At 65.4% G+C, this 26,082-nt stretch carries 23 protein-coding genes and 1 tRNA gene; 15 read left to right on the forward strand and 9 right to left on the reverse strand.

Annotated features, from left to right (window positions below; translation table 11 throughout):
• Window positions 1–60 precede the first annotated feature (60 nt).
• A complete protein-coding gene (locus RDV64_RS21615) occupies window positions 61–2,409 on the forward strand; it encodes a bifunctional salicylyl-CoA 5-hydroxylase/oxidoreductase (protein WP_309197044.1) in 2,349 nt (782 codons plus the stop codon).
• Between the two features lie 88 nt (window positions 2,410–2,497).
• Window positions 2,498–3,850 (forward strand): glycoside hydrolase family 3 N-terminal domain-containing protein, encoded by a 1,353-nt coding sequence (locus RDV64_RS21620; RefSeq protein WP_309197045.1) that lies wholly within the window; start codon window positions 2,498–2,500, stop codon window positions 3,848–3,850.
• Between the two features lie 98 nt (window positions 3,851–3,948).
• On the opposite strand, the gene RDV64_RS21625 is transcribed toward RDV64_RS21620, so the two are convergent.
• Entirely contained in the window at window positions 3,949–4,263 is a 315-nt protein-coding gene (locus RDV64_RS21625; RefSeq protein ID WP_309197046.1) for a hypothetical protein, read from the reverse strand.
• 217 nt (window positions 4,264–4,480) lie between these two features.
• A complete protein-coding gene (locus tag RDV64_RS21630) occupies window positions 4,481–4,948 on the reverse strand; it encodes an NUDIX domain-containing protein (RefSeq protein ID WP_309197047.1) in 468 nt (155 codons plus the stop codon).
• Window positions 4,949–5,036: 88 nt separating this feature from the next.
• On the opposite strand from RDV64_RS21630, the gene RDV64_RS21635 reads away from it, so the two are divergent.
• Window positions 5,037–5,954, forward strand: coding sequence for a metallophosphoesterase (locus RDV64_RS21635; RefSeq protein ID WP_309197048.1), 918 nt, complete (start codon window positions 5,037–5,039; stop codon window positions 5,952–5,954).
• 60 nt (window positions 5,955–6,014) lie between these two features.
• Here the strand turns inward: RDV64_RS21635 and RDV64_RS21640 are convergent, their stop codons facing one another.
• Window positions 6,015–6,290, reverse strand: coding sequence for a DUF1153 domain-containing protein (locus RDV64_RS21640; protein ID WP_309197049.1), 276 nt, complete (start codon window positions 6,288–6,290; stop codon window positions 6,015–6,017).
• Between the two features lie 127 nt (window positions 6,291–6,417).
• Between RDV64_RS21640 and mnmA the strand changes: the two genes are divergently transcribed.
• From mnmA to RDV64_RS21660, 4 genes are all read left to right on the forward strand, one after another.
• The gene (mnmA, locus tag RDV64_RS21645; protein ID WP_309199568.1) at window positions 6,418–7,566 is read left to right on the forward strand and encodes a tRNA 2-thiouridine(34) synthase MnmA; all 1,149 of its coding nucleotides are present in this window, start codon (window positions 6,418–6,420) and stop codon (window positions 7,564–7,566) included.
• Between the two features lie 8 nt (window positions 7,567–7,574).
• Window positions 7,575–8,207: a class I SAM-dependent methyltransferase gene (locus tag RDV64_RS21650; protein ID WP_309197050.1), complete on the forward strand. Its 633-nt coding sequence runs from the start codon at window positions 7,575–7,577 to the stop codon at window positions 8,205–8,207.
• Window positions 8,208–8,247: 40 nt separating this feature from the next.
• Window positions 8,248–8,324 (forward strand) — tRNA-Met (locus tag RDV64_RS21655).
• A 452-nt stretch (window positions 8,325–8,776) separates the two neighbouring features.
• Window positions 8,777–10,102, forward strand: a complete 1,326-nt coding sequence (locus tag RDV64_RS21660; protein ID WP_309197051.1) for a calcium-binding protein — start codon at window positions 8,777–8,779, stop codon at window positions 10,100–10,102.
• Between the two features lie 123 nt (window positions 10,103–10,225).
• Here RDV64_RS21660 and RDV64_RS21665 read toward each other — a convergent pair whose 3' ends face one another.
• Entirely contained in the window at window positions 10,226–11,974 is a 1,749-nt protein-coding gene (locus tag RDV64_RS21665) for a sulfate permease (RefSeq protein ID WP_309197052.1), read from the reverse strand.
• Between the two features lie 128 nt (window positions 11,975–12,102).
• On the opposite strand from RDV64_RS21665, the gene RDV64_RS21670 reads away from it, so the two are divergent.
• Together RDV64_RS21670 and RDV64_RS21675 are read left to right on the forward strand one after the other, a co-directional pair.
• The gene (locus tag RDV64_RS21670; RefSeq protein WP_309197053.1) at window positions 12,103–12,948 is read left to right on the forward strand and encodes a universal stress protein; all 846 of its coding nucleotides are present in this window, start codon (window positions 12,103–12,105) and stop codon (window positions 12,946–12,948) included.
• A 73-nt stretch (window positions 12,949–13,021) separates the two neighbouring features.
• Window positions 13,022–14,524 (forward strand): AAA family ATPase, encoded by a 1,503-nt coding sequence (locus tag RDV64_RS21675; protein WP_309197054.1) that lies wholly within the window; start codon window positions 13,022–13,024, stop codon window positions 14,522–14,524.
• 75 nt (window positions 14,525–14,599) lie between these two features.
• On the opposite strand, the gene RDV64_RS21680 is transcribed toward RDV64_RS21675, so the two are convergent.
• Window positions 14,600–15,505, reverse strand: coding sequence for a LysR family transcriptional regulator (locus tag RDV64_RS21680; protein ID WP_309197055.1), 906 nt, complete (start codon window positions 15,503–15,505; stop codon window positions 14,600–14,602).
• A gap of 208 nt (window positions 15,506–15,713) precedes the next feature.
• On the opposite strand from RDV64_RS21680, the gene RDV64_RS21685 reads away from it, so the two are divergent.
• From RDV64_RS21685 to RDV64_RS21700, 4 genes are read left to right on the forward strand one after another with little or no spacing between them, the layout of a single operon-like run.
• Window positions 15,714–16,757 (forward strand): ABC transporter substrate-binding protein, encoded by a 1,044-nt coding sequence (locus RDV64_RS21685; RefSeq protein WP_309197056.1) that lies wholly within the window; start codon window positions 15,714–15,716, stop codon window positions 16,755–16,757.
• Between the two features lie 3 nt (window positions 16,758–16,760).
• Window positions 16,761–17,552: an SDR family oxidoreductase gene (locus RDV64_RS21690; protein WP_309197057.1), complete on the forward strand. Its 792-nt coding sequence runs from the start codon at window positions 16,761–16,763 to the stop codon at window positions 17,550–17,552.
• Between the two features lie 51 nt (window positions 17,553–17,603).
• Entirely contained in the window at window positions 17,604–18,464 is an 861-nt protein-coding gene (locus RDV64_RS21695) for an ABC transporter ATP-binding protein (protein ID WP_309197058.1), read from the forward strand.
• On the forward strand, window positions 18,461–19,222 hold the full coding sequence (locus RDV64_RS21700) for an ABC transporter permease (RefSeq protein ID WP_309197059.1): 762 nt from the start codon (window positions 18,461–18,463) through the stop codon (window positions 19,220–19,222). The genes RDV64_RS21695 and RDV64_RS21700 overlap by 4 nt, the downstream gene beginning before the upstream one ends.
• Before the next feature lie 3 nt (window positions 19,223–19,225).
• On the opposite strand, the gene RDV64_RS21705 is transcribed toward RDV64_RS21700, so the two are convergent.
• The gene (locus RDV64_RS21705) at window positions 19,226–20,398 is read right to left on the reverse strand and encodes an MFS transporter (protein WP_309197060.1); all 1,173 of its coding nucleotides are present in this window, start codon (window positions 20,396–20,398) and stop codon (window positions 19,226–19,228) included.
• Window positions 20,399–20,412: 14 nt separating this feature from the next.
• Window positions 20,413–21,447: an aldo/keto reductase gene (locus RDV64_RS21710; RefSeq protein ID WP_309197061.1), complete on the reverse strand. Its 1,035-nt coding sequence runs from the start codon at window positions 21,445–21,447 to the stop codon at window positions 20,413–20,415.
• A gap of 138 nt (window positions 21,448–21,585) precedes the next feature.
• On the opposite strand from RDV64_RS21710, the gene RDV64_RS21715 reads away from it, so the two are divergent.
• Window positions 21,586–22,443 carry a LysR substrate-binding domain-containing protein gene (locus tag RDV64_RS21715; RefSeq protein ID WP_309199569.1) on the forward strand — a complete coding sequence of 286 codons (858 nt, stop codon included), beginning with the start codon at window positions 21,586–21,588 and terminating at the stop codon, window positions 22,441–22,443.
• A gap of 299 nt (window positions 22,444–22,742) precedes the next feature.
• Window positions 22,743–24,260 (forward strand): cytochrome c, encoded by a 1,518-nt coding sequence (locus RDV64_RS21720; protein ID WP_309197062.1) that lies wholly within the window; start codon window positions 22,743–22,745, stop codon window positions 24,258–24,260.
• Between the two features lie 22 nt (window positions 24,261–24,282).
• Here the strand turns inward: RDV64_RS21720 and RDV64_RS21725 are convergent, their stop codons facing one another.
• Window positions 24,283–25,284 carry an N-acetylglucosamine-6-phosphate deacetylase gene (locus RDV64_RS21725; RefSeq protein WP_309197063.1) on the reverse strand — a complete coding sequence of 334 codons (1,002 nt, stop codon included), beginning with the start codon at window positions 25,282–25,284 and terminating at the stop codon, window positions 24,283–24,285.
• Window positions 25,281–26,027 carry a glucosamine-6-phosphate deaminase gene (locus tag RDV64_RS21730; RefSeq protein ID WP_309197064.1) on the reverse strand — a complete coding sequence of 249 codons (747 nt, stop codon included), beginning with the start codon at window positions 26,025–26,027 and terminating at the stop codon, window positions 25,281–25,283. The genes RDV64_RS21725 and RDV64_RS21730 overlap by 4 nt, the downstream gene beginning before the upstream one ends.
• Window positions 26,028–26,082: the final 55 nt, after the last annotated feature.

Genomic DNA, 26,082 nt, shown 5'->3' on the forward strand with positions numbered 1-26,082 from the left:
TGCCCTTGTCGTGCTATTCCTTCAAGTCTAAAATACTTCGGTCAGCGAAGGAGAGGCACAATGCGCATTGCAGTGATCGGCGGCGGCCCAGCGGGTCTTTACTTCTCGATTCTCCACAAGCTGGCGGACCCTGCCGCCGAAATCACCATCTACGAGCGCAACCGTCCAAGCGACACGTTCGGCTTTGGCGTGGTTTTTTCAGATGAAACACTTCAGAATTTCGAGAATCACGATGCGGAAAGCTACCGGCTGATCACAAGCCGCTTCGCTTACTGGGACGACGTGGCAGTCTACTTCAAAGATGAAGTTTATCGCATCGGCGGAAACGGCTTCTGCGGCTGTTCGCGCAAGACGCTGCTGGAGCTCCTCAACTTCCGCGCCAGCCAGCTCGGCATCGAGATCCGCAACGAGACCGACCTTTCCATCGACGACATCCTCAAGCTGTCCGACGAGTGCGATCTGGTGGTCGCCGCAGACGGCATCAACTCCGTGGTGCGCGAGCACTTCGTCGAGCATTTCAAGCCGTCCACCGACCTGCGGCCCAACCATTTTTCCTGGATGGGCTCGACGCGGGAGCTGGACGCATTCTCCTTCTTTTTCGAGCGCAATGACGATGGCCTGTTCATCGCGCACGCCTACCAGTACGAGCCCGGCGCATCGACCTGGGTGATGGAGACCGACCCCGAGACCTACGCCCGCGTCTTCAAGGACAAGACCGAGGAAGAAAGCGCAGCGTACCTCGAAAACGTGTTCGCCAAGGCGCTCGACGGCCACGGCCTTCAGACCAACCGCTCCGTGTGGCGCAACTTCCCGATGATCCGCAACGAGCGGTGGACCCACGGCAACATCGTGCTCCTGGGCGATGCCAAGGCGACGGCGCACTTCTCCATCGGCTCGGGCACCAAGCTTGCGATGGAAGATGCCATTGCGCTGGCGCAGGCGGTGAAGAAGACACCGGACGTGACGGCCGCGCTCGCCGCCTTCGAGACCGGCCGCCGCGAGGAGGTGGAGAAGACGCAGCACTCCGCCGACGTGTCGCTGGTGTGGTTCGAACGGCTCGAACGCTACTGGAATATGGACCCGGTGCAGTTCGCCTTCGGTCTGATGACCAGAGCCAAGGCCATCACCTACGACAACCTGGAACTGCGCGCCCCGGAGTTCGTGGAAGAGATCACCGCGCACTTTGCCAGGGACGTTGCCAACGCAGGGTTCGACGTGGACCTCGAACACCCCAAGCCGCCGATGTTCCAGCCCCTCAAGCTGCGCGGTATGGTGCTGCCTAACCGCGTGGTGGTGTCGCCGATGGACACCTACAGCGCAGTGGACGGCGTGGCGCAGGACTTCCACCTCGTCCATTACGGCCAGCGTGCCATGGGCGGTGCAGGTCTCGTTTATACCGAAATGGTCTGCGTGACCGACGAGGGCCGCATCACCAAAGGCTGCACCGGGCTTTATACCGATGAGCAAGAAGCGGCCTGGCAGCGGGTGGTCGATTTCATCCGCGCCAATTCGGCCGCCAAGGTCTGCATCCAGCTCGGCCACTCCGGCCGCAAGGGCTCCACCAAGCTCATGTGGGAGGGGATGGACGAGCCGCTCGATGAGGGAGCGTGGGAAACGCTGGCCCCCTCCGCGCTTCCCTATTTCGGCCACTCCGGCAAGCCGCGGGAAATGACGCGGGACGACATGGACCGCGTGCGCGACGCGTTTGTGGCGGCGACCGAACGGTGCGCCCGCATGGGCGTCGACATGATCGAGCTGCATTGCGCGCACGGCTATCTTCTCGCCAGCTTCCTCTCCCCGCTCACCAACCACCGGACCGACGCGTATGGCGGATCAATGGAAAACCGTCTCCGCTTCCCGCTGGAAGTGTTCGACGCAATGCGGGCCGTGTGGCCGGCCGAGAAGCCCATGTCGGTGCGCGTTTCGGCGACCGACTGGGCCGAGGGCGGCATCACCGGCGACGACACGGTGGACATTGCCAAGGCGTTCGTGGCCCACGGCGTCGACCTGATCGACGTGTCGACCGGGCAGACCGTGCCGGAGGCGAAGCCAATCTACGGCCGCATGTTCCAGACCCCGTTTGCCGAACAGGTGCGCGCGGAGGCAAAGGTCGCTACCCAGGCGGTGGGCACGATCACCAGCGCCGACCAGATCAACACCATCCTTGCCGCTGGCCGCGCCGACCTCGTCGCGCTCGCCCGTCCGCACCTGGTGAACCCCTACTTCACGCTGCTGGCAGCGGCGGACTACGGCGTCACCGATGTGGACTGCCCGCCCCAGTATGCTGCCGGCCGCGATCAGGCGTTCCGCAACGCACCAAGGGCGCGTCAGGAAATGAAGGATCTCAAGCTGAAGGCGAAACCGCGCCACCGCTATCAAAGCGAACGGGGACAAGCTGCCGCGGAGTAAGGTTCAGGAAACCATTCGCATTCACCAACTTGGGCTGCTATCGGGTCCCGGCCCGCCGGTCCCGCAGATTTCCAAGGAGGCGCATGAGATGGCCGTCGCCGTCATGCCCGCAACGCCTATTCGCCGTGCCGCGTCCGCCGTGCTGGCTGCATCGCTTACGCTCACTGCCGTTCCGGCGTTTGCGCAAGCGCGCATCCCGTGGCCACCCATCGACGGGCTGATCGAACGGCCGGAGGACTTTGTGGCAGTGCCGCAGACGAGGCCGGCGCACTACATCGTGCCCGAAACGGACTGCAAGCCTGCGGACCCTGCCCTGTCATGGACAAGGCTGCCGCGTCCGCTGCGCGAACTGTCGCTGCGCCAGATGATCGGGCAGCTTCTGGTGGTCAGCTATTCGGGCTCGGCGCCCGATTCGGCCGGGGTCGCCATTGCGCAGGACGCGCTGCGCCGTTCCGAGATCGGCGGCGTCCTCACCTTCCGTCACAACATCAAATCCGCCGACGAGACGCGGGGCGTCAACGAGATCCTCGTCGCAGCCAATCCGCTCCTGCCCGCGATGATTGCGGTGGACCAGGAAGGCGGCGCCGTGATGCGCCTTCGCCCCAGCGAAGGCGGTCCCGATACCCCCTCCGCCGCCGACGTTGCCGAAGGCAGCATCGAAGACGCGCGCAAGACCTATAACGAGATGGCGGAAGCGCTGGCGGACCTCGGCTTCAATGCCAATTTCGGCCCGGTGGTGGACCTGTCAATCAACCCCAACAACCCGGTGATCGCCCAGTTCGGCCGTGCCTATGGCGACGATCCGGAGACGGTGGAGCGCTACGCCGAGGCGTTCATCGATGCCCACCATGCCGCCGGCGTCGCCACCGCGCTCAAGCATTTTCCCGGCCACGGCTCTTCGCGGGCCGACAGCCACATCGGCGCCATCGACCTGACCAGCACATGGTCACCGGTCGAGCTTGAACCCTTTCAGGCGCTGATTGATGAAGATGAAGCCGACATGGTGATGATCGGCCATCTGGAGCTGGACGGCGTGACAGGCCCCGGCGACCTGCCGGCATCGCTGTCGCCCGTCGCAATCCAGACCATCCTGCGCGACACATTCTGCTTTGACGGCGTTGTGGTGAGCGACGATCTCGCCATGGATGCGGTGGAGAAACGCTGGGGCTCTGCGGATGCCGCGCGGCTGATGATCGAGGCCGGGGGCGACATTGCGCTCCTCTCGCTCTCGGCCGACAAGGGGATGAAGCTGGTCACCGAAATTACCGACAGTCTGGCCGCAAAGGCCGAAGCCTCACCGGAATTCGCCGCCAAGATCCGCTACGCCTACGCGCGGGTCGCCAACCACAAGCTCGACCTTGCGGAGCGCCAGAGGAAAGCTGCGGCGAGCGGCGCAGCATCAAGCCCCGCCGAACCGTCGGCCGCCACGCAGCCGGACTGAACGGCCAGAGGCCGCCCCACGCAAAAACGCCGCCCGGACAAAGGTCCGGGCGGCGTCTTGCCGTCGACAGTGCCGGTCTCCCGGCGTTCGGCGATGGCTTAGCGGTTGAAGATGCCGTCGTTGTCGAACGCGCCATACTCTTCTTCGTTGAGCATGCCGTCCTTGTCCGCGTCATACCGCATCATCACGCTGCGATTGTACTCGTTCTCGTCGATCATGCCGTCCTGGTTGGCGTCGATCGTCCGATAGTCGCTGCGGTCGGCAAAGAGGCCGCCAAACTCGTCATTGTCCAGCAGGCCATCCTGGTTGAGGTCGTGGTCGCGAACCATTTCAGCTGCGGTCTGCGCCTGGACGGGAGCTGCGATAAGCAGGGTTACAGCAGCTGCGCCAATGATCTTTGCGAAGTTATACATATTGTTTCCTTCCAGAGGTCTTGTCCAATCCGGCATCTCACCGGGTCGTTGGGGGAAGAATGCCTAAAAATCGGGATCGTTCCGCAATTTAACTCACGAAAGACCGCGACTAAACTTTAAATTATGACAACTGTCCTAACCTCTGATTGCTATCGGCAACAGACTCGCGACCGCCCGCGCCATCGGTTTCACAGCGCGAAATCAGGCGGTTGGGGCTTTACCAAAGCTCGGTACGGGGGGCGCCATCCAGAACCTCGGCAAGGCGGCGATTGAGACTTGCGCCCGCCCCCTGCGGCAAACTGCCCACCGGGAAGAGGTTCACTTCGGCAATTTCGCCCGCCTCCGCCCGCAGCATGTCCGGCGCCAGCTGGTAAGGCAGCCGCCTCACGAACAGCGCCACATGATCCCGCCCCTCCAGCGCCTTGTTGAAATAGAACCCGAAAAATTCGGCGGGACCGTCCAGCCGCAGACCGGTTTCCTCCCAAAGCTCCCGCTCGGCGGCCTCCCGCGCACTCTCGTGCGGGTCGACGCCGCCACCGGGGCAGTGCCAGCCCGCAGTATAGGTGTGGCGAACAAGGACGATCCGGTCTGCCGCGTCGATCACCATTATCCGCACGCCAAGGGTCACCGGCGGGCGGACCAGCGCGCGCAGACGCCAGATTATTTTCCCCCGCGGATCAGCCACCTGAACGGGCCATGGCTTGCGCCGGAGCGCGCCAGGCTGCACCAAGGTTGGAACACACCGCCTCCGCACCGGCTTTGGAGTGCCTTCGTTGTCCCGAATCCGTATTGCTCATCTGTCCGACCTCCATCTCGGCCCCCTGCCGCGTCCGCCAGTCACGGCGCTCATGTCCAAGCGCGTGTTCGGCTACCTGAACTGGCTGCGCAACCGGCGCGGCTCGCTGGATGAAGCGATCCTCGAGGCGCTGATCGGCGACATCAAGAGCCGCAACGTCGATCATGTTTGCGTCACCGGAGACCTGGTGAACATCGCTCTGCCGCAGGAATATGAAACGGCAGCTTCGGTGCTGGCGCGGCTCGGGCCGCCAGACAAGGTGAGCCTGGTGCCCGGTAACCACGATGCCTACGTGCCCGGCGCCCTCAAGGCGGCGAAGGCGGCCTGGGCGCCCTACATGTCCGGCGACGACGGGGTGCAGAATTTCCCCTATTTGCGGCGGCGGGGGGATGTGGCGTTCATCGGCATTTCCACCGCTGTGGCAACCCCGCCCCTTTCGGCGCGCGGCCGGGTGGGCGTGACCCAGCGCGAGCGCCTCGCCACCCTGCTCGACCGTGTGGATGATGCCTACAAGGTGATTCTCATTCACCATCCGCCGGACGATGAGCTCGCCACCGGGCATCGCGGCCTGTCGGACCACGCCGAGGTGTCGCGCATCCTGTCAGAGGGTTGCGCCGATCTGGTGCTGTTCGGGCACAATCACGAATGGTCGGTCACACGGCTGGACACGCCGCGCGGCGCAGCGCCGATGATCGGCGTGCCGTCCGCCTCGTCGGACGGGTCCAAGCACGCAGCCGCCGGCTATGCGCTTTGCGACATCGACACGGCAGACCGCACCATCCGCCTTGCCCGCCGCACCTACGATGCGGACGCCGGCGCCATGCGCACCGTGGAGAAGATGGTGCTGGAACACCGGGACCCTGCGGCGGAAGACGTACGGATCGCTGCCCGCTGACGCAATCGCCCGCCGGAAACCGTGTTTGCCGGCGGGCGATTCGCATTGTCTTATTTCAGCTCAGCCGCGGTAGTGCTGCACCTTGGTGGCGCGCAACCCGGCCAGACCATGCCGGTCGATCAGGGCGTTCCAGTTGAGGAACTCCTCGATGGTCAGCGTGTAACGGTCACACGCTTCCTCGATGGACAGGAGACCGCCGCGCACGGCCGCCACAACTTCCGCCTTGCGCCGGATCACCCAACGCTTTGTGTTGGGCGGGGGAAGGTCCGCGAGGGTCAATGGCGTCCCGTCGGGACCAATGACATAGCGGTAACGGGGCTGTGGATACTCGGACATGATGGACTCGATACGCAACGCACAAACTTGACAACGGGACTAAAGCGCCCCGGTCATTAACAGCCGCCTAATCCCGACGATGTTGCCGTTTGCCACGAATGCGCCTAGCTAACGCCTTATGAGCGCGATTGAGACAAATAGCCTGGACTTGCCGGGCCGCCCCCAGGACCACCGCGTTGTGGTCGCGATGTCGGGCGGCGTCGATTCCTCCGTCGTCGCCGGATTGCTGGCGGCCGAGGGCTTCGACGTCATCGGCATGACCCTGCAGCTTTACGACCATGGCGCAGCCACCCAGAAGAAGGGCGCCTGTTGCGCCGGCAGCGACATTCACGATGCCCGTCTGGTCGCCGACCGGCTGGGCATTGCGCACTACGTGCTGAACTACGAAAGCCGCTTCCACGAAGGTGTGATCGAAGCGTTTGCCGACGCCTACGCCAGGGGCGAAACGCCGGTGCCCTGCATCGCGTGCAACCAGACGGTCAAGTTCACCGACCTTCTGGCCGCCGCCCGCACGCTGGGGGCCTCTGCGCTGGCCACAGGCCACTATGTGGCAAGCCGCACCGTGAATGGGCGGCGCCGCCTCTACCGCCCGCACGACGAGCGGCGCGACCAGAGCTATTTCCTGTTCGCCACCACGCCTGAGCAGCTTGAGTTCGTCCGCTTTCCCCTGGGCGACATGCCCAAGGACCGGGTGCGCGCCCTTGCCGCCGAAATGGACCTTGTGGTGGCCGACAAGCCGGACAGTCAGGACATCTGCTTCGTGCCCGACGGGCGCTATGCCCGCGTGGTCGCCGCCATGCGGCCGGATGCCACCCAGTCCGGCGATATTGTCCATGTGGACGGCCGGGTGCTTGGCACCCACGAGGGTGTCATCAACTACACCGTGGGCCAGCGTCGCGGACTCAACATTGCGCTTGGCGATCCGCTGTTCGTCATCGCCATCGACGCGCCGCGCCATCGGCTCATTGTCGGCCCGCGCGAGGCGCTCGCCACACACACCGTCACGCTGCGCGATCCCAACTGGCTTGCCGAGCCGCTTGGGGAGGGTGAAGAGCGCGCCGTGTTTGCACGGGTCCGGTCGTCGCGCCCGCCCCGCCCCGGCATTGCGCGGATCACCGATGGCGTGTTCACCGTTGACCTGGTGGGCGGAGAAGAAGGCGTGGCGCCCGGCCAGGCCTGCGTCCTTTATGACAGCGCATCGAACGGCGCCGAAGTCCTCGGCGGCGGTTTCATCGAGCGCACACCGGCTTCCATCTCCTCCCTCGCCCCCGCCTGAAGTTCTCCATGACCGTATCAAAGACCAGCGCCGTCGAAGGCAAACACGTCAAGTCCGCGTACGCCCGCTGGGCGCCGGTTTACGAAATCATCGCTAGCCCCACCGTGCCGGCGCGCAAGGTGGCGGCCAGACGCGTCAACGCCATCGGCGGCCGCTTTCTGGAGGCTGGCGTCGGCTCCGGCTCGGCGCTCTCCCTTTATGGCGAAAATGTCAGCCTCGTCGGTGTCGACCTGTCCCACGACATGCTGAAGATCGCCCGCAAGCGCGCCAGCACGCTTCCCGGCGTCGAGGCCATCGCCGAGATGGACCTGATGACGCTCGGCTTTCCCGACAATGCGTTCGACGGCGTGATCTGCATGTTCACCGTGACGGCGGTGCCCGACCCCCGGCAGGTGTTGTCGGAATTTGCGCGCGTCACCCGTCCGGGCGGGACGATCCTTGTGGCAAGCCACTTCGAGGCGAAGTCCGGTCCGTGGCAGGTGACGGACAGGCTGCTCGGCCCGTTTGGCAAAAAGCTCGGCTGGAACCCCTCGCTTCCGGTCGAAGGATTGCTGTCGGTTCCCGGCCTCGACCTTGTGGGAAACGAGCCTTTGCCGCCAATGGGGATGATAACTCTCCTCACCTACACCAAGGCCGGTTGACTTCGGCCCGTCCATGCGGTTATTCCGCCGCATCCGGTCCGGCGGAGTAGCTCAGCTGGTTAGAGCAGCGGAATCATAATCCGCGTGTCGGGGGTTCGAGTCCCTCCTCCGCTACCACCCGAACCGCCCCTCACATTCAGCGAACAGACGACTGCCGGTGAAGCAGTTCCCCCTCAGGTCGGCTGAAGTCGGCACGAGGCGAGGAGCCATCTTTTCTGGTTGCCGACCCTGCCCTGACAATCCACGCATATTCCGTCGCGCGGCGCTGTTCACATCACATGTGCATGGAACAATGAACTGCCCTAAGCGTCATAATTCCATATATTGTTTCTATAAAGCGGCTAGAAATGTCTGGTCGGAGGAAACGCGCGCTCCACGAATGACCATTTTTCGTCTCAACTCACATTGAGCAGTCCCGGAATATTCCGCGGGTCAAACTGCTCCGGTCACATGTGATGATCCCGTGGTAGATTTCGTCTAACTGACGGACTATCGTCCTAAAGTATGGTTCCCGAGTTCAGTGAGGACTTAAATTGACTATTATAATCAATTCACTCCAAGGTTCGGTGTTGGTCGATAGCGACGAGCCCCGCTACATTACGGCAACAGGAATTGCCCAGGCGACGACCGCCATCACTTTCACAGCAAATGCGGGCCGCGTCTATGTGGCCGGCACTGCGATCGGCTCTTCCATCGGGGCAAGTCTCAACGGCAATGATCAACTCGTCATCACTGCGACGGGGCAGGTGTCCGGCCTCGACAGCGACGGCGCGGAAGGGATTCGCGCCGCCGGCAGCGGCAATCGCATTACGGTGGCCGGCAGCGTGTACGCCCGCGACGGCGGCATCTTCGCCCTTACGGGATCGAACGACACCGAGATCAATATTACCGCGACGGGTACAGTCGTCGGTGGCTCGAATGGCTACGGCAGTGACAGTGGCGGTTTCTCCGCCGCAGTCGCATCGTCAGGGACCGGCAACGTCCTCGTGAACGACGGGGTCATCATCGGCGAGTTCAATCCCGACAACGGCCTGCGCCTTGCCGTCCTGAACGCATCTGTCGCAGACCAAGAGCCGACAGGAAGCAACCTCGACCTTGACGCCACCTTCAGCGTCTTCAACAGCGGCTCGATCCACGGCGACGTGCTGCTCGGCGCCGGTGAGGATGTCTACAAGGCTGCTGGCGGCGGCTTCGTCAACGGTCTGATCGACCTGGGCGATGGGGATGATATTTTCAGCGGCGGGGCTGCAGACGAGGTCGTCGAAGCCGGCGGCGGCGCGGACAACATGTTGGGTGGCGGCGGCGACGACAGGCTGCTCGGTGACGGTGGCAACGACTTTATGCGCGGCGGTAGCGGCAGCGATACTCTGGCGGGCGGCGCAGATGACGATGCAATCCGGGGCGAGGATGGCGAAGACGTTCTAAATGGCAATGACGGCGATGACAGTCTTTTCGGCGGCAACGACGAAGATCGGTTGAACGGCGGCGGCGGCAACGACGCGCTCCGCGGCGATGGTGGCGCTGATAGGCTGATCGGCGGCAGCGGCGAAGACAATCTGTTCGGCGGCGCCGGCTGCGACCGCCTCGTCGGCGGCGATGATGCAGACCGGCTGGAAGGCGAAGCCGGCGACGACGTCCTCATCGGGCAGGATGGCTCCGACCGCTTCTTTTTCGGCGGTAATTTTGGCGATGATCGGATCAGCGATTTTGACGACGCCAATTCCGAAAAAATCATTTTGGTCGACGTTGATTCGATCAGCAATTTCTCGGACCTTGCCAACAATCATCTGTCCAGCGTCGGCGGCAATGCCGTGATCGACGATGGCGCCGGGAACACGATCACGCTTATGGGCTTTGCAGCGGCCGACCTCGATGCAGGTGACTTCCTCTTCTGAACCGGCTCTCCCGCAGTCACAATCGGGCGGCGCACGGGCACAGCCTGCCGCCGCCCCTGCCCCGGCCATCCCTGCTCGCGCGAACGCTGCCACTTCTGCGCACGCCCGACGCGCCACAAAACGTCAGACGACAACGTCCTCTCCGCCCGGCGGGATCGACAGGAGGGCCGGGTCGAGCGCGGTGGCGGCATCGTACTGGGAGAGAAAGACCTGTCCGGTCAGCGCGTCCAGAAAGTGCGTGCGGTGAAGACGGTCGGTGACCGGGCCCTTCACCTCCGACAGGTGGAACTTCACCCCCATGTCCTTCAGCCGTGCGTTGATTGCCTCAAGCGATTCCAGCGCGCTGGAATCGATCTCGTTTACCGCCGAGCACATCAGGATCACATGGCGAAGGCCCTTGTTGTCGGCCACCTCCTTCAACACCCGGTCTTCCAGAAAGCGGCTGTTGGCAAAATAGAGGCTCTCGTCGATCCTGAGGCTGAGGACCGCAGGGCTGGTGATGACTTCGTGCCGGTTGATATTGCGAAAATGGTGCGTGCCCGGAACCAGCCCGACAACGGCAACGTGTGGGCGGCTGGTCTTGTAGAGGAACAAGATGAGCGAGGTCAGCACACCCGCCGTGACCCCCATGTCCACCCCCACGCCAAGAGTGACGAGAATGGTGATGGCCACTGCCGCAAAATCGGCCCTGGCGTAGGCGAAGGTGCGCTTGAGGATGGCAAAGTCGATGAGCGACGTGACGGCGACAATGATGGTGGCGGCCAGCGTTGCGGTGGGCAAAAAGTACAGAAGTGGCGTCAGAAACAACGTCGCGCCCGCGATGCCGACGGCGGTATAGGCCCCGGCCGCCGGCGTGCGCGCGCCCGCATCAAAGTTGACGACTGAGCGGGCAAAGCCGCCGGTCACGGGGTAGCCGGCGGAAAAGGCTGACGCAATGTTGGCGGCGCCAAGACCGATCAGCTCCTGATCCGGGTCGATCCGCTCGCGCTTCTTGGCGGCCAGCGTCTGCGCCACGGAAACCGACTCCACAAAGCCGATGACAGAGATCAGCGCCGCCGCGCCGGCCAGCGTCAGCCATTGGTCAAGGTCGAAGCGCGGCACGGCCGGCTCTGGCAGCCCGGTGGGAATGCTGCCCACAATTGCGACGCCGGCAGCGTTGAGATCGAGCAACCAGACCGCCGCGGTGCTGATGACGACGGCAAACACCGGCCCGGTCTTGGCGACCGCGGCTGCGGCGGCGGCTGGCATCCCGGCGCGTTCGAGCAGAGGCTTCAGCCCGCGGCGGACCCAGAACAGGAAGACCAGCGTCGAGGCGCCAATGACCAGCGTGCGCCAGTTGGTGGCGGGCAGATCGGCCCAGAGCGAGCGGACAATGTCCAGGAGGTTGTAGCCGCCCCCGCTGATGCCGAGAATATGCCGCAACTGGCTTGCCGCAATGATGATGCCCGATGCGGTGATGAAGCCGGAGATGACCGGATGGCTCAGAAAGTTGGCGATGAAGCCGAGGCGGAACAGCCCCAGCGCCACCAGAAGAAGCCCCGACATGAGCGCCAGAACCACGGCGGCTTCCAGATATTGCGCCGACCCCTGCGGCGCCACCTGGCTGACCGCGGCCGCCGTCATCAACGAAACGACAGCGACCGGCCCGACAGCAAGCGCCCGGCTGGTGCCGAAGATCGCGTACAGCACCAGCGGCAGAATTGAGGCGTAGAGCCCCACCTCTGCCGGCAGTCCGGCGAGCAGCGCATAGGCGAGCGACTGGGGGATCAGCATGATGGTCACGATGATCGCGGCCAGCAGATCGCCTCCAAACGCGCTGTGTGTGTATTGTGGTGCCCACGAGAGGATCGGGAAGTAGCGCGTCAGTCGCATGGATGGTCTCGTTTCCTGTCAGCCGACGGATTGGTGGTCGTGCTTATGGTCCCGCCCCGTCCGGGGTTTTGACGATCGTCAACGAAATGACCCGCCAGACAATCCATCCTGCAATCCCGAACAGGAAGATGGGTGATGAAATGGCGTTCAAGACCGTACTTGTACATGCCGAAAACACTGAGCCCGGCTGGTCGCTCGTGGAAGCTGCCGCAGCCTTTGCGGCAGAGCGCGACGCGCATCTGGTGGCGCTCCTGGTGGGTCTCGAACCCTCAGTGCCTTACGCCAGCATGATCGACGTGCCAGCCGCAAATTACGGGCTGGACCTGGAAGACGCCCGCAACGAGCTGAAAGCCGGCGCCGATGAGATCCGGGGCAAGCTGGAACGGTTGGGAGGCTCGTTCGAGGTTCGCGCGACGCTGCGCCCTGGCGGTCTCGCCGGTGCCGAATTTGCCCGCCATGCGCGCTACGCCGACATTTCAATCTTTCCGCAGCGGAACACCGAGGGAAACTGGCACCAGCTGCTCGATACGACGCTGTTCGAGAGTGGCAAGCCGATGTTGATCTGCCCGCCGGGGTGTACGCTCACCGGGATCGGCCAGCGCGTTGCCATTGCCTGGGACGCGGGGGCCGAGGCCGCGCGCGCTGTTGCCAACGCCATCCCGCTGATGCTGGCTGCGGACGATGTTCATGTGGTCACCGTGGACCCGCACGTGTCGACGGCCAGGCACGGTGAGGTGCCGGGCGCGGACCTTGCCACAATGCTCGCGCGGCACGGCATTGCCGTGTCCGTCAACGCGATCCCCGGCGAGGATCGCGGGTTTGCGAGCGCCTTCCTCACCCACGCCGCCGACATGAACGCCGACCTCGTCGTCAGCGGCGCCTACGGTCATTCGCGCATCGGTCAGATGCTTCTCGGCGGAGCCACCCGGGACCTGATGGAAACGGCGGACCGCCCGCTCCTGATGTCGCATTGATGATGCTGCCGGCGGGCGCCTTCGGTCGCCCTGCCGCAACAGGCCGCCAGCGCGGCAGGCGCTGCAAGGACGGATGATGGAAGATCCCGCACGACCTTCCGCGCCGGCGACGGGCCAGGATGCGGTGGTGGCATTTCTCGCCAGCCCCGCGGCGCATGACGGCGTGATGCCCGAGCACATCGAAACCCATCTATCGCACATCTTTCTGGCTGGCGAGCGGGTGCTGAAGCTCAAGAAGGCACGGCATTGGAGCGTGGTGGACTATTCCACCGTCCCGCAGCGCGCCCATTATTGCCGCGAGGAAGTGCGGCGGAACGCAGCCACTGCGCCGGACATCTATCTCGGCGTGCGGCCGGTCACCAGCGGCGAGCACCTTGCCATTGGCGGGGACGGCGTTCCGGTGGACTGGGTGGTGGAAATGCGCCGGTTTGCGAAAGACGCACAGCTGGATGCCATGGTGGATGCGGGCACCGTCACCCCCGCCCAGATCGACGGCACCGCGGACGCCATCGCAGCGCTGCACCGGGCCGCCTCCATCCGGCGGCGGCCCGATCAGGTTGCCAGCATGCGAGCGCTCGCCGCCCAGCTGGCGCAAGACCTGACCGGGCAGCTCACCACGCCCGCGCTGAAAACCGCTGTGGCCGCGTGGGCAGGCGCGACCGACGCGCTGATCGCGCGCCATGCCCGGCTTCTGGAGGCCCGCGCCCGCCACGGCTTCGTGCGCCTTTGCCACGGCGACCTGCATCTCTCCAATATCTGCCTGTGGCAGGGCAAGCCGACCCCGTTCGACGCGCTCGAATTTGCCGAGACGATGGCGACAATCGACGTGCTCCACGACCTTGCGTTCGTTCTGGTGGACTTGGAGCAGCGCGGCCGTGACGATCTCTCCAGCCGGCTCCTCTCCCGCTACCTGGAGTGGACGCGCGATTATGGCGGGCTGGCCCTGCTGCCGCTTTTCAAGGGTTTGCGCGCGATGGTGCGCGCGCTGGTTGCCGTCACCAAGGCGCGCGATCCGGCGCCCGCCATCAAAGCCGCCGAAGCTGCCGTCTTGCGGTCGCCCGTCCCCCGCCTTGTGGCCATTGGCGGCCTTTCCGGCACGGGCAAGACGACGCTCGCACGGGCGCTTTGCCCGCGGCTTTCTGCCGTGGTGCTGCGTTCCGATACCACGCGCAAGCATCTGGCCGGGGTTCTGCCGGAAACGCCGCTGCCGCCCTCAGCCTATTGTGCCAGTGAGACCCGGCGCGTGTACCAACGCATGCGGGTCGATGCCGCCCGCGCGCTGCGTGCCGGCTGGCCGGCAATTGTCGATGCAACGTTTACCGAAGACGCCGAACGCAACGCCGTCCGCGCGCTTGCAGCGGCGCATGGTGCGCCCTTCACAGGGGTCTGGCTGGAGGCACCGGCCGACACCCTGGCGGCACGCGTGGCTGCGCGCACCGGCGATGCATCCGATGCAGACATCAGCGTTTTGCGCGCCCAGCAGCGCAGCGCCGGCCGCCCGCGCGACTGGGCGGTTCTGGATGCACGCGACAACGTGGCAAGGCTCGCTGAAGAGGTGGCGAAGTCCTGCGGATAGCCAGCTTGCCGCCACCATCCATCGCAGAGGAGCCGCCTTCGCCAAGTCAAATTCGCGCGGCGGGAAACCCTGCTGCTACGCGGCGAAGCGCTGCTGGAGGGTCGCGCGGATCTGGTCGGCAAAACGGGCTGCGGCCACCGACAGGGTGCGGCCCTTCAACTGGCGCAGCGTCAACATGCCCGGGGCAAGGTCTCGCTCCGCAATGGGCACCGACACCACGGGCGCATCGCCGCCGCGGTCCGGCGCCCCGACCGGGATCTGGATCGTCACCGCATCGGTGCGCGCCACATAGGCTTTCAGGAATTCAAACGAGTTGCTTTCCAGCTGCGGCGCCACCGCAAACCCCTTGCGCGCCATCGAGCGATCCAGCAGCCGCCGCCCCTCGAAACTGCGCAAAGGCAGCGCCAGCGGATAATCCAGAAGATGCCGCAACCGCGCTTCGCCAGCACCCGCGAGGGGATGATCGCGCGCAACCACCATCGCGATATCCTGGCGGACAGCGGCGATGATATCGATCGCCGGCATGTCTTCAACGCCGTAGACCAGCGCGAGATCGACCGAATAATCCTCCACCGCGTCGATGGCGGCAAGATGGTCGAGCACCCGCACGTCAAACGTGACTTGCGGAAAATCAGCGCGGTAGGCGGCAATTTCGTCCGGCAGGAAGTGCGGCGCCAGGGCCTGCGAGCAGGCAATGGAGACGTGGCCGCGCCGCACGCCCTCAAGGTCCGAAAGGCGGGAGCGCAGGCGCTCGGTGCCGGCAAATTCTTCGCGGATGTGGTGGACCACCAGCTCGCCGGCTGCGTTGAGGCGCACCCCCGTCGCCAGCCGCTCGAAGATCTGCTGGCCGATTTCGGTCTCGAACCCGCTCACCCGGCGCTGCACCGCCGATGGGGTCAGTGCCAGCGATTCCGCCGCGCGGCGGATGGAGCCGGTGCGCGCCACAACGTCAATTACGCGGAAGGTGGTGAGATGGCGCACGGTCGACCTCGGCGTCGCGTTTTGGACAACGGACTGCGCACTTCATAGCAGAAGACAGCAACACGCACACCAGCCATCATCCGCCCATGCCGCACTCCGCCACGGTCCGTGACCATCGTTCTGGCGGGGACGCGCGGCGGCCTCACCGCCAAAACCGGCCCGATCCTCGCTTCTGTTGCCGCCCCTTCGCCCGCTGAAAGGAACATCGATGTCTCTTACGCGCCGCTCTCTCCTCAAGACCACAGCCGCCGCCGGCCTCCTCGCCGGAACAGGCTTCAAGGCCGCCCTCGCCGCGGATCTCGAAAAGATCAGCATGATCCTCAACTGGCGCTACCAGGGCCCGCAGGCTTGGTTCTTTATTGCGCAGGACAAGGGCTATTTCGAGGAATACGGCATCGAAGTGCAGATGGACCAGGGCAACGGCTCCGGCGCTGCCGTGGGCGCCGTCGCGTCCGGCTCCTACGACACCGGCTTCGGCGACGTGAATGCCCTCATCCAGCTCGCCGCCCTCAAGCCCGACGAAGCGCCCATCTGCGTCTACCAGATGTACAACAAGCCGCCCTTCACCGTGGCGGTGCTGGCCGACAGCGACATCACGACCGCGAAGGACCTTGAGGGCAAGCTCCTCGGCGGTTCGGCCAACGATGGCGCGCTGAAGCTGTGGCCTGCCTTCACGTCGGTCGCGGGGCTCGATACTTCGGACATCGAGATCACCAACTTCCAGCCTAATTTGCGCGAACAGATGCTGAAGTCCGGCCAGGTGGACGGGGTGTTCGGCTACGTCAACACCATCCGCTTCTCCGCCAAGCTCTCCGGCATGGACCCGGACAAGGAGATCCGCTTCATCTCCTACGGCGACTACGGGATGGACCTTTATTCCAACGGCATCATCGTGCCCAAGAAGATGGCCGAGGAGCAGCCCGAGGTGGTGAAGGGCCTGGTGCGCGCCATCAACCGCGCCATTGCCGACACGCTGGCCGACATTGACGCCGGGGTCGAGGCGGTCGCCGCGCGCGAGCCGTTGATCAACAAGGCGGTGGAGAAGGAGCGCCTCCTCGCAACGCTCGCCGACGAGATGAACCACCCCGAGGTCGCCAAGCTCGGCCTCGGCAGCGTCGACCCCGAGCGGTTCCAGAAAGCCATCGACATTGTGGTCGAAGCGAACGACCTTCCGCGTACGCCGGAAATCTCCGAAATCTACACCGATGCGTTCCTTCCGCCGGAAGACGAGCGGATCTACAAACTGGTCTGAACCATGGAACTACACATGCAGGGGCAGGTCGCCGTAATCACGGGACCTGCCAAGGGGATGGGCGCGGCAATCACCCGCGCCTTTGCCGAAGAGGGCGTCGACCTTGCGCTGTTCGGGCGCGACACCGACGCCATCGCCCCGGTTGCCGAGGAGTGCCGCGCCATGGGCCGCCGCGTGGAGGTCGTCGGCTGTGACGTGACCGATGCCGCGGCGGTGGACGCTGCGGTGGCATCGGTGGTGGAGACGTTCGGGCGGATCGACATTCTGGTGAATGTCGCCGGCGGCACCGGCCCCATCGGCAAGACCGGCACCGAGACAACCGCCGCGGAGTATGACGAGATCGTCTCGCTCAACATGGGCGGGCCGTTCCACATGATCCGCGCCGTGGCGCCGCACATGCAGGGGCGCAAGTTCGGCAAGATCGTCAATGTCGGCGGCACCTTCGGCATGAAGGGAAAGGCCGGGCGGCTCGCCTACTCCAGCTCCAAGTGGGGCCTGCGCGGTCTGACCAAGAGCTTTGCGATCGAGCTTGGTGGCGACAACGTCAACGTCAACTGCGTGGCACCGGGCATGGTCGACGGGCCGCGCTTTCGCACCAAGGTGGTGCCGGAAATGGCCCGCCGGCTCGGCATCACCGAAGAGGAAGCCGCCGAGCGCCACGCCGCCGACTATGCGCTGAAACGCGTGTCGACCGACGAGGACATTGCCGCCGCCACGCTGTTCCTGGCGTCCGACAGGGCGCGCCAGCTGACCGGCGTCGACATTCCTGTCGACGGCGGCTGGGCCGCGCTCTGACCCAATACCCCGCAACCGCCGTGTGCCCTCACCCGGCCTGAAGGTTTGCCCATGCAACCGCCCCGCCCGCCCGCGACAGACCACCCGCTGATCCAGTTCGACGACGTGTCCGTCACCTACGGGCGCGGCAAGAAGGCGACCCCCGCGCTGGCCCCCACCAACCTCAAGGTGGCGGCGGGCGATTTCGTCGCCCTCGTCGGCCCGTCCGGCTGCGGCAAGTCGACGATCCTGAAGATCGTGTCGGAGCTTCTCGCCCCCTCGGGCGGGCATGTATTTTCGGGCGGGCGGGAGCTTGGCGCCAACCCGGTGCGGGTCGGTATGGCGTTCCAGTCGTCCACGCTTTTGCCGTGGAAGACGATCCGCGCCAATGTGATGCTGCCGCTGAAGATCGTGCAGCCCTTCCGCGGAGAATACCGCGCCAAGAAGAACGGCGAGTTTCGCGACAGGGTGGACGCGCTTCTGGAGCACGTCGGCCTGATCGACTTTGCCGACAATCACCCCTACCAGCTCTCCGGCGGGATGCAGCAGCGCGCCAACCTTGCGCGCGCGCTGGTCCACGAACCGGACCTCCTGCTGCTGGACGAGCCCTTCGGCGCGCTCGACCAGTTCACCCGCGAGGAACTCTGGCTTACCCTCCAGGACCTGTGGCAAGAGCGGCGCTCCACCGTCCTCCTCGTCACCCATGATTTGCGGGAAGCCGCCTTCCTCGCCAACCGCGTCATCGTGATGAGCCCCCGCCCCGGCCGCATCCTCGAGGACCGCGCCATCGACTTTGCCCGCCCCCGCAGCCTCGACATCACCTTCGAGGCCGATTTTACGAAGATCGTGCAGGATCTCCGCGCCCTCATCGTGCGCACCCCCACCGGGACGGCGCGGCCCCTGCCGCGCGCCGCGCAGGGAGCTGCCGCATGAACGACACCGTCCGCCGCAAGATCTATTCGGCAATCCTCATCGTCGGCGTGTTTGTGGTGTGGGAGGGTGCGTGCCGGCTCTTCAACATCTCGTCGCTGGTGCTGCCCAAGCCCACAGAGATCTACGCGACGTTCATCCAGTACGCCCCGGCCATCGCCCCCCACGCCTACCAGACGCTCTACACAACGCTGGTCGGTTTTGCGTTCGGTGTCGTCATCGGGCTTTCGCTTGGCGTTCTCATCGGGTCGTCGAAGCTGGCGTTCGACACGGCCTATCCGCTGCTCGTCGGAATCTCGTCAATCCCCAAGGTGGCGGTGGTGCCGATCTTCGTCCTGTGGTTCGGCGCCGGCACCGTGCCTGCCATTTTGACGGCCATGATCATCTGCATCTTCCCCATTGTGGTGAACGTCGCGACAGGGATCGCCACCGTGGAGCCGGAGCTGGAAGACGTGATGAAGTCGATGAAGGCGTCCAAGCTCGACATCCTGTGGAATGTCGGCCTGCCGCGGTCGATGCCCTATTTCTTCGCCTCGCTGAAGGTGGCGATCACGCTCTCCTTCGTCGGCTCGGTGATTGCGGAGACGGTGGCCTCCAACCGCGGCATCGGCAACATGATGCTGGTGGCCTCCGCCTCGTTCAACGTGCCGCTGGTGTTTGCGGGGCTTGGCGTCCTCTCCGTCATGGGCGTCACGCTCTACGTGATCTTCTCGCTGATCGAGCAGCGGGTGACCGGGTGGGCCACCCGCAAGGCCGCCTGAACCTCAGGCCGCCCTGTCGCAAAGGACGGGCTGCGGCGCCCGTTCGCGCGTGAGGAACACGGCGGCAAGGCCGAGCGCCGCCATCACGGCCCCGGTCAGCGACACGGCGGGGTAGCCAAGCCCCGCCGAGATCACCGCGCCGCCCAGAGCCGCGCCAATGGCGTTGCCAAGGTTGAAGGCGCCGATGTTGACCGCGGAGGCAAGGTTGGGCGCATCGGCCGCTGCCCCCATCACCCGCATCTGCATCGGTGCAATCATCGCGAAGGTGGCGACGCCCCACACCGCCATGATCAGGGCGGTGGCGACCTCGTAGTGCATCAGCCCCGCAAACACGAAGAGGATGACGCTGACGCTGCCGAGCGCGACCGCCAGCGTCATGTCCACCGAGCGGTCGGCAAAGTAGCCGCCGAGCCAGTTGCCGAGAGCAAGGCCGAGCCCGTAGATCACCAGCATCACGGACACCATGATGGCCGACACGCCGGTTTCGCCCTGGAGGATCGGGGCGATGTAGGTGAAGACGGTGAACATCGCGCTGGAGCCAAGCACCGTCAGGCCAAACGCGGCCAGAACCGATCCGCGCGACAGGACCTTGAGCTCGGCGAGCGCGTTGCCCGCCTGCGGCGCCGGCGCGTCCGGCAAGGTGAACCGCAGCGCCGCCATGGTGACGACGCCAAGCGCGGCAATCCCCCAGAACACCGTGCGCCAGTCGATCGCCTCGCCCACATAGGAGGCAAGCGGCACGCCGACAACGTTGGCGACCGCGAGCCCCATGAACATGGTGGCGACCGCCGCGGCCCGTTTGTCCGGTGTCACCAGACCGGCCGCAACCACCGCGCCCACGCCGAAGAACGCGCCGTGGTTGAGCGCGGTGATCAAGCGCGACATGACCAGAAGCTCGTAGCTGCCGGACACGGCGGAAAGGGCGTTGCCGGCGGTGAAAATGCCGGCGAGCGCAATCAGCAAACTGCGCCGGCGCATCCGGCCGGTGGTGAGGATCATCAAGGGTGCCCCCGCCAGAACGCCGATGGCGTAGGCGCTGACGAGAAGGCCCGCCGCGGGGATCGAAATGCCAAGGTCGGCCGCCATCACCGGCAGCATCCCCATGGGCGCAAACTCGGTCACGCCAATGCCGAAGGCCCCCGTGGCGAGGGCGACAAGCGGTAGATTGATCTTCATGTCGCGAACTTCTCTCAGACCAGCGCCGGGTTCAGGCGGGCAAAGCCTTCCTGCTGGCGGTAGGGCGTGTGCGGATAGGGCGGCAGCTGATCGGAGGCCTTGTCCAGAAGCGCGATCTGTTCGGCAGTGAGCGACCAGCCCACTGCCCCGAGATTTTGCCGCAGCTGGCTCTCGTTGCGCGCACCGACGATGACCGAAGAGACGGTCGGACGGGTGAGAAGCCAGTTGAGCGCAATCTGGGGAACGGTCTTGCCGGTCTGTTCGGCCACCAGATCCAGCGCATCAACGACATTGTAAAGGTGTTCCTGCGTGACAGGCGGGGCGAACTGTTCGGTTTCGTGCAGGCGGCTGCCATCCGGCAACGGACTGCCGCGGCGAACCTTGCCGGTGAGGCGCCCCCACCCCAGCGGGCTCCACACCAGCGCGCCGACGCCCTGGTCCGCGCCCAGCGGCATCAGGTCCGCCTCGTAGGCGCGGCCGATCAGCGAGTAGTACACCTGGTGCGCCACGAAACGCGGCCAGCCGTGTCGGTCGGCGGCGGCGAGGGCCTTCATCAGCTGCCAGCCGGGATAGTTGGACACGCCCGCGTGGCGCACCTTGCCGGCAGCCACCAGCCCATCCAGCGTGGACAGCAGCTCTTCCACCGGCGTGAAGGCATCCAGCGCGTGGAGCTGAAAAATGTCGATGTGGTCCGTGCCGAGGCGGCGGAGCGCGGCCTCGACCGCGCCGATCAACCGCCCGCGCGACGCGCCCCAGTCCCCCGGCCGGTCGCCGGTGGGAAGGCCGGTCTTGGTGGAGATCATCACCTCACCGCGCCGCCCCTTGATCGCCGCGCCCAGCACCTCTTCCGACGCGCCGTCAGAATAGACGTCGGCGGTGTCGAACAGGGTGACGCCGGCTTCGATGCAGATGTCCACCAGCCGGCGGGCTTCCGCCGCGTCGGTTGTGCCCCAGGCGCGAAAGAGCGGCCCGCTGCCGCCGAACGTGCCAGCGCCGAAACTGAGAGCCGGAACGCGCAGGCCCGAGCGGCCAAGTTGCCGGTATTCCATTTGATTCTCCGCAGGGAAATTTGCTTCCCGGCCAAGATGGACGCCGCAGCCCGCCCGCAGTAGGGAGGGCAAAAGCCAAGGATCTTTGAATTGAACGCAAAGACGGACCCGCCGGTCGACCGCACCCGCGCGCTGGAAATGTTTGTTGCCGTGGCCGCGAAGGGGAGCTTTTCGGCCGCCGGCCGGGCGTTGGGCCTCACCCCGTCAGCGGTCAGCCGCAGCGTGGACCGCACCGAACAGCGCCTTGGCGTGCGCCTCATCCTGCGCACCACACGCAGGCTGACACTGACGGCGGAGGGGCAGGCCTATCTCGGCGCAGCCCGCCGCATTCTGGCCGATCTCGATGACACCGAGCAGGCCATTGCCGACCGGGGCGCACCGCGGGGCCGACTGCGCGTCAGCGCCTCGCAGGCCCACGGGCGGCTTTGCATCGTGCCTTTGCTGGGCGAATTTTCGCGGCGTTATCCGCATATTCTGGTGGACCTCAACCTCAGCGACCGCCTGGTGGACATTGCAGCCGGACAGGCCGACGTCGGCATCCGCTTCGGCCCTCTGGCCGACAGCGCGCTGATGGCACGCAAGCTCGGCGTTTCCGGCCGTGCCGTGGTCGCCTCGCCGGATTATCTCTCCCGTCATGGGACGCCTTTGGTTCCGGAGGACCTTCACGGCCACAACTGCCTTGGGTTCAATTTCCGCCGGGCCGAGCCCATCTGGCCCTTCCGCCGGGACGGGCGCGATTATGCCCTGAGCGTCCGGGGAAACATCGAGGCCAACAACGGCGAAACCCTTGGCCAGCTCGCCACAGCGGGGGTGGGGATCACGCGGGTGGGCACCTTCAGTGTGGCCGCAGAGCTGGCCGACGGCCGTCTGGTCCGCATACTCGAGGCATACAACCCCGGCGACGAGGAGATCATCCACGCCGTGTTTGCCGGCGGGCCAAACCTTCCGGCGCGGGTGCGTGCTTTCGTGGATTATCTGGCCGAAACACTGACCTGACCAACTCTCCCGCGCCGACACGCCCGCCGCCGCTGAGGTCCGTCTGCTGATGGCTGCACGCGACAAGCGACATTGGACGCGAGCCTCAATCAAACGGCTATTGCGGCAATATCTGGTTGACGGCAGAGGGTGCTACAGCTCCGAGACAGCCCCGATACCTATATTTAACTTGATACAACAAGGCGAATAAGCGGAAAATCGGCTTCGTGTTGAAGGTAGCCGGGCGTCAGGCCTAGCTCATCCACAGGCACGGGGAACGTGCCGGCGCGATCAGCACGCCGCACTTGAGGGGATGAAAAATGAAGACGAGACGAATGTTCACCCACATCGCGGCCGCGCTTTCTGCGTCGCTGCTCGCCAGTCCGGGCGCGATGGCGGCCGACTCGGGATCTGTCGAGGCGGGCCAACTCGTTTCGAACGCGTCCGGCTGCTCGGCGTGCCACACCGGACCTTCCGGCAAACCCTTCGCCGGCGGCACCGTGCTGTCGACGCCGTTCGGGGACATGGCCACCGCCAACATCACCCCGGACAAGGAAACCGGGATCGGCACGTGGACCCGCGACGATTTCGAGGGTGCGCTGCGCCGCGGCGTGAAGAAGGACGGGCTCCCCCTCTACCCGTCCATGCCTTACGTCCACTTCACCAAGATGACCGACGACGACATCGACGCCCTGTGGGCCTACATGCAGACCGTAGAGCCGGTGAACAATCGTGTCGACGTCAACCAGCTCCCCTTCCCGTTCGACGTGCGGGCGAGCGTGTTCGGCTGGCAGATGCTGTTCTTCACCGAAGGTCGGTTCCAGCCCGACACCACCAAGAGCGAGGTCTGGAACCGCGGCGCCTATCTGGTGGAGGCGTTGTCGCACTGCGGCGCGTGCCACACGCCCCGGGATGCTGTGGGCGGGCCGATCACCTCACGTTCACTTCAGGGCTCGCGCGTTGCCGAATGGTATGCACCCGACATTTCAGACGGTCCCGATTCAGTGATCGCCGACTGGGACGTTGCCCGGCTGGAAGGTTTCCTCAACGGCAATGACGGCATGAACCACGTGGCCGTCGGCCCCATGGCCGAAGTTCTGGGCGAGCTTGCCACAATCCCCCCCAGCGACGTTCACGCCATCGCCACCTACATGAAGGATCAGCCGCCGTCCGACGACAAGCGGTCCGCGCCCGAAGAGGTGAAAATCACACCGGCGCTGCGCCAGGAATGGGCCGGCCTGTTCGAGGGCGAGTGCGTTACCTGCCACGGTGCGGACGGCGAGGGTGCGCCCGGCGTCGCTGCGTCTCTGGTGGGGTCCGGCGCGGTGCTCGCCCGTTCGCCGGTCAACGTGATTTCGGTGCTCCTGGAAGGGATTGCACCGATGGGCGATTATGGCGCCATGCCGAGTTTCCGCGATTCGCTGAGCAATGAGCAGATCGCCGCGCTCGCCAACCATGTGCGCACGTCCTGGGGCAACGACGCGCCCGCCAACGCCCGGCCCGACATGGTGGCAGGCCTGCGCAACGTGACCAGCAGCACCCCCGGCGCCACAATGGCCGACACCTGCCCCAACGTGCCGGCAGACCGCATCAGCGCAGCGCTCCGCGGGCAAATCGAGACCATGGCCGCCGCATCGACCCTTGACGATGCCGCCGTCGGCGACCTGATTGCCAAGTACGATGCGAGCAACCCCGATGCGACCACCACCAATCGCGTGGTGGATCTGGGCGGTGCCTACTGTCAGGCGCTGGAAAAGAACGGCGCGGGCAAGGCAACCATCGTGAGCCGCCAGCTTGCGCTGATGAACGCCGTGGTGACGCAAAGCGTCGCCAACTGATCGGGCTTTCGCCGGCGGCGGCTCACGCTGCCGGCGAAGGCTCCAGCGCGTCGCTCCACGCAACGCGGCCCGGATCCAGTCTGATGCTGTGGTGGTCGAGCGCAACCTGCAAGGCTGCCCGCGGCTGCGCAGCTGCCATGGCAACGGCGGTGGGAAGGTCCGCAACCCCCCAGCGCACCACGTTGCGCACCGCGTCATCTAGCGTCAGCGCGGAGCCGGCAAGGTTCGCCCCTTCGGCCGGGACCACCGCCCCCGCATCGGTGCGTTTCACGTCCATCCCGGCAAAGCGGTAGTGCCCGGCCGGCGCGGCCGCCGCCAGCACCGCATCGGTGACGAGGATGGTCCGCGACGTTCCCTTCAGTGCCACGATCGCCGAGAGGGCATCCGGCGACATGTGATGCCCGTCGGCAATGACGCAGGCGGTGAGCCGCTTTTCGGCCAGCTGCGCAAGGAACGTGTTTTCCAGCTTCGGCAGGGTCTGCGGCAGGCCGTTGCCAAGGTGGGTGGACAGCGTCAGCCCCGCGTCCGCTGCCGCGCGCACATCGGCAAAGCCGGCGGCCGAATGGGCCATCCCCATCGCCTTGCCCCGCTGCGCCAGAGCGCGGGCAAAGGCGGCGGCGCCCGCCCGTTCCGGCGCAAACGTGACGAGCAGGATCGGCCGCGACAGGCCAGCCTCCAACGTGTCGACCAGCGCAATGTCCGGATCGCCCATGGCGGCCGCCGGATGAACGCCGCGGTAGCCGTCGTCCGGATTGAGAAACGGCCCTTCCAGATGGTAGCCCGGCACCATTTCTGCCCCGAGGCGGCTCCCGGTCACCGCCGCGTCGAGCGCCCGGAAACGCTCGACCAGCTCGCCCTCGTGGGCGGTGATGATGGTGGGTAGGCACCCCGTCACGCCGGCGGCCCGCATGGCCTCCAGCGCAATATCCATCGCAGCCGGGCCGATGGATGGATCGTTGAAGTCGACACCGGCGTAACCGTTGACCTGAAGGTCGAACAGCCCGTCTCCGACGAAAGCGCTCACCCCTTTCGTCCGGCCAGAAGCGAGGCCGCCGGCGGGTCGAGGTGGAGTGTGGCTGCGGGATGGTTCTGGAGTACCGAGGCGGGATAAAGGTTGCCGATCTCGCCTTCCACCGCATGGCGCACGGCGTTTGCCTTGCGCTCATCGGGCACGGACAGGACGATCTTCTTTGCCTTCATGATCTGCCGCACGCTCATGGAAACGGCGGTTTTCGGCACCGATTCAAGATCGGGAAACCAGCCTTCGCCAAGCTGCTGGCGGCGGCACGCCTCGTCCAGCTCGACGACGATATAGGGGTCGTCGACCTCGAAATTGGCGGGCGGATCGTTGAACGCAAGATGGCAGTTTTCGCCGATCCCCGCGAAACACACGTCCACCTCCAGCGGGGCAAGCCGCGCATTCAGCCGCGCGATCTCCGCGTCAATGTCGGGCGCATCGCCTTCCACGGCCAGAAATTCGCGCAACGCCGGCACGCGGGCCACGAACCGTTCATTGAGGTAGCCGCGGAAGCTGGCCGGATGGTCGGTCCCGAGGCCGACATATTCGTCGAGGTGGAAGACGGTCACCTTGCCCCAGTCGATGTCTGTCCCGACCAGCTCGGCCAGCATCGCGAACTGGCTGGCACCTGTGGCGAGCACGACGACAGCCGCGCCCTTTTTCGCGATGGCGGCCTCGATGGCCACAGCGCCCTCCGCAGCGGCCGCCGCTGCCAGTGCCGCACCATCCTCATGCACGATGAATTGCATAAAGGCTCCCAACCCTAATTTCTGAACAGAAGTTGACCGGAAATTAGCCACACCC

The organism is Acuticoccus sp. MNP-M23 (genome assembly GCF_031195445.1).
Lineage (GTDB): Bacteria > Pseudomonadota > Alphaproteobacteria > Rhizobiales > Amorphaceae > Acuticoccus.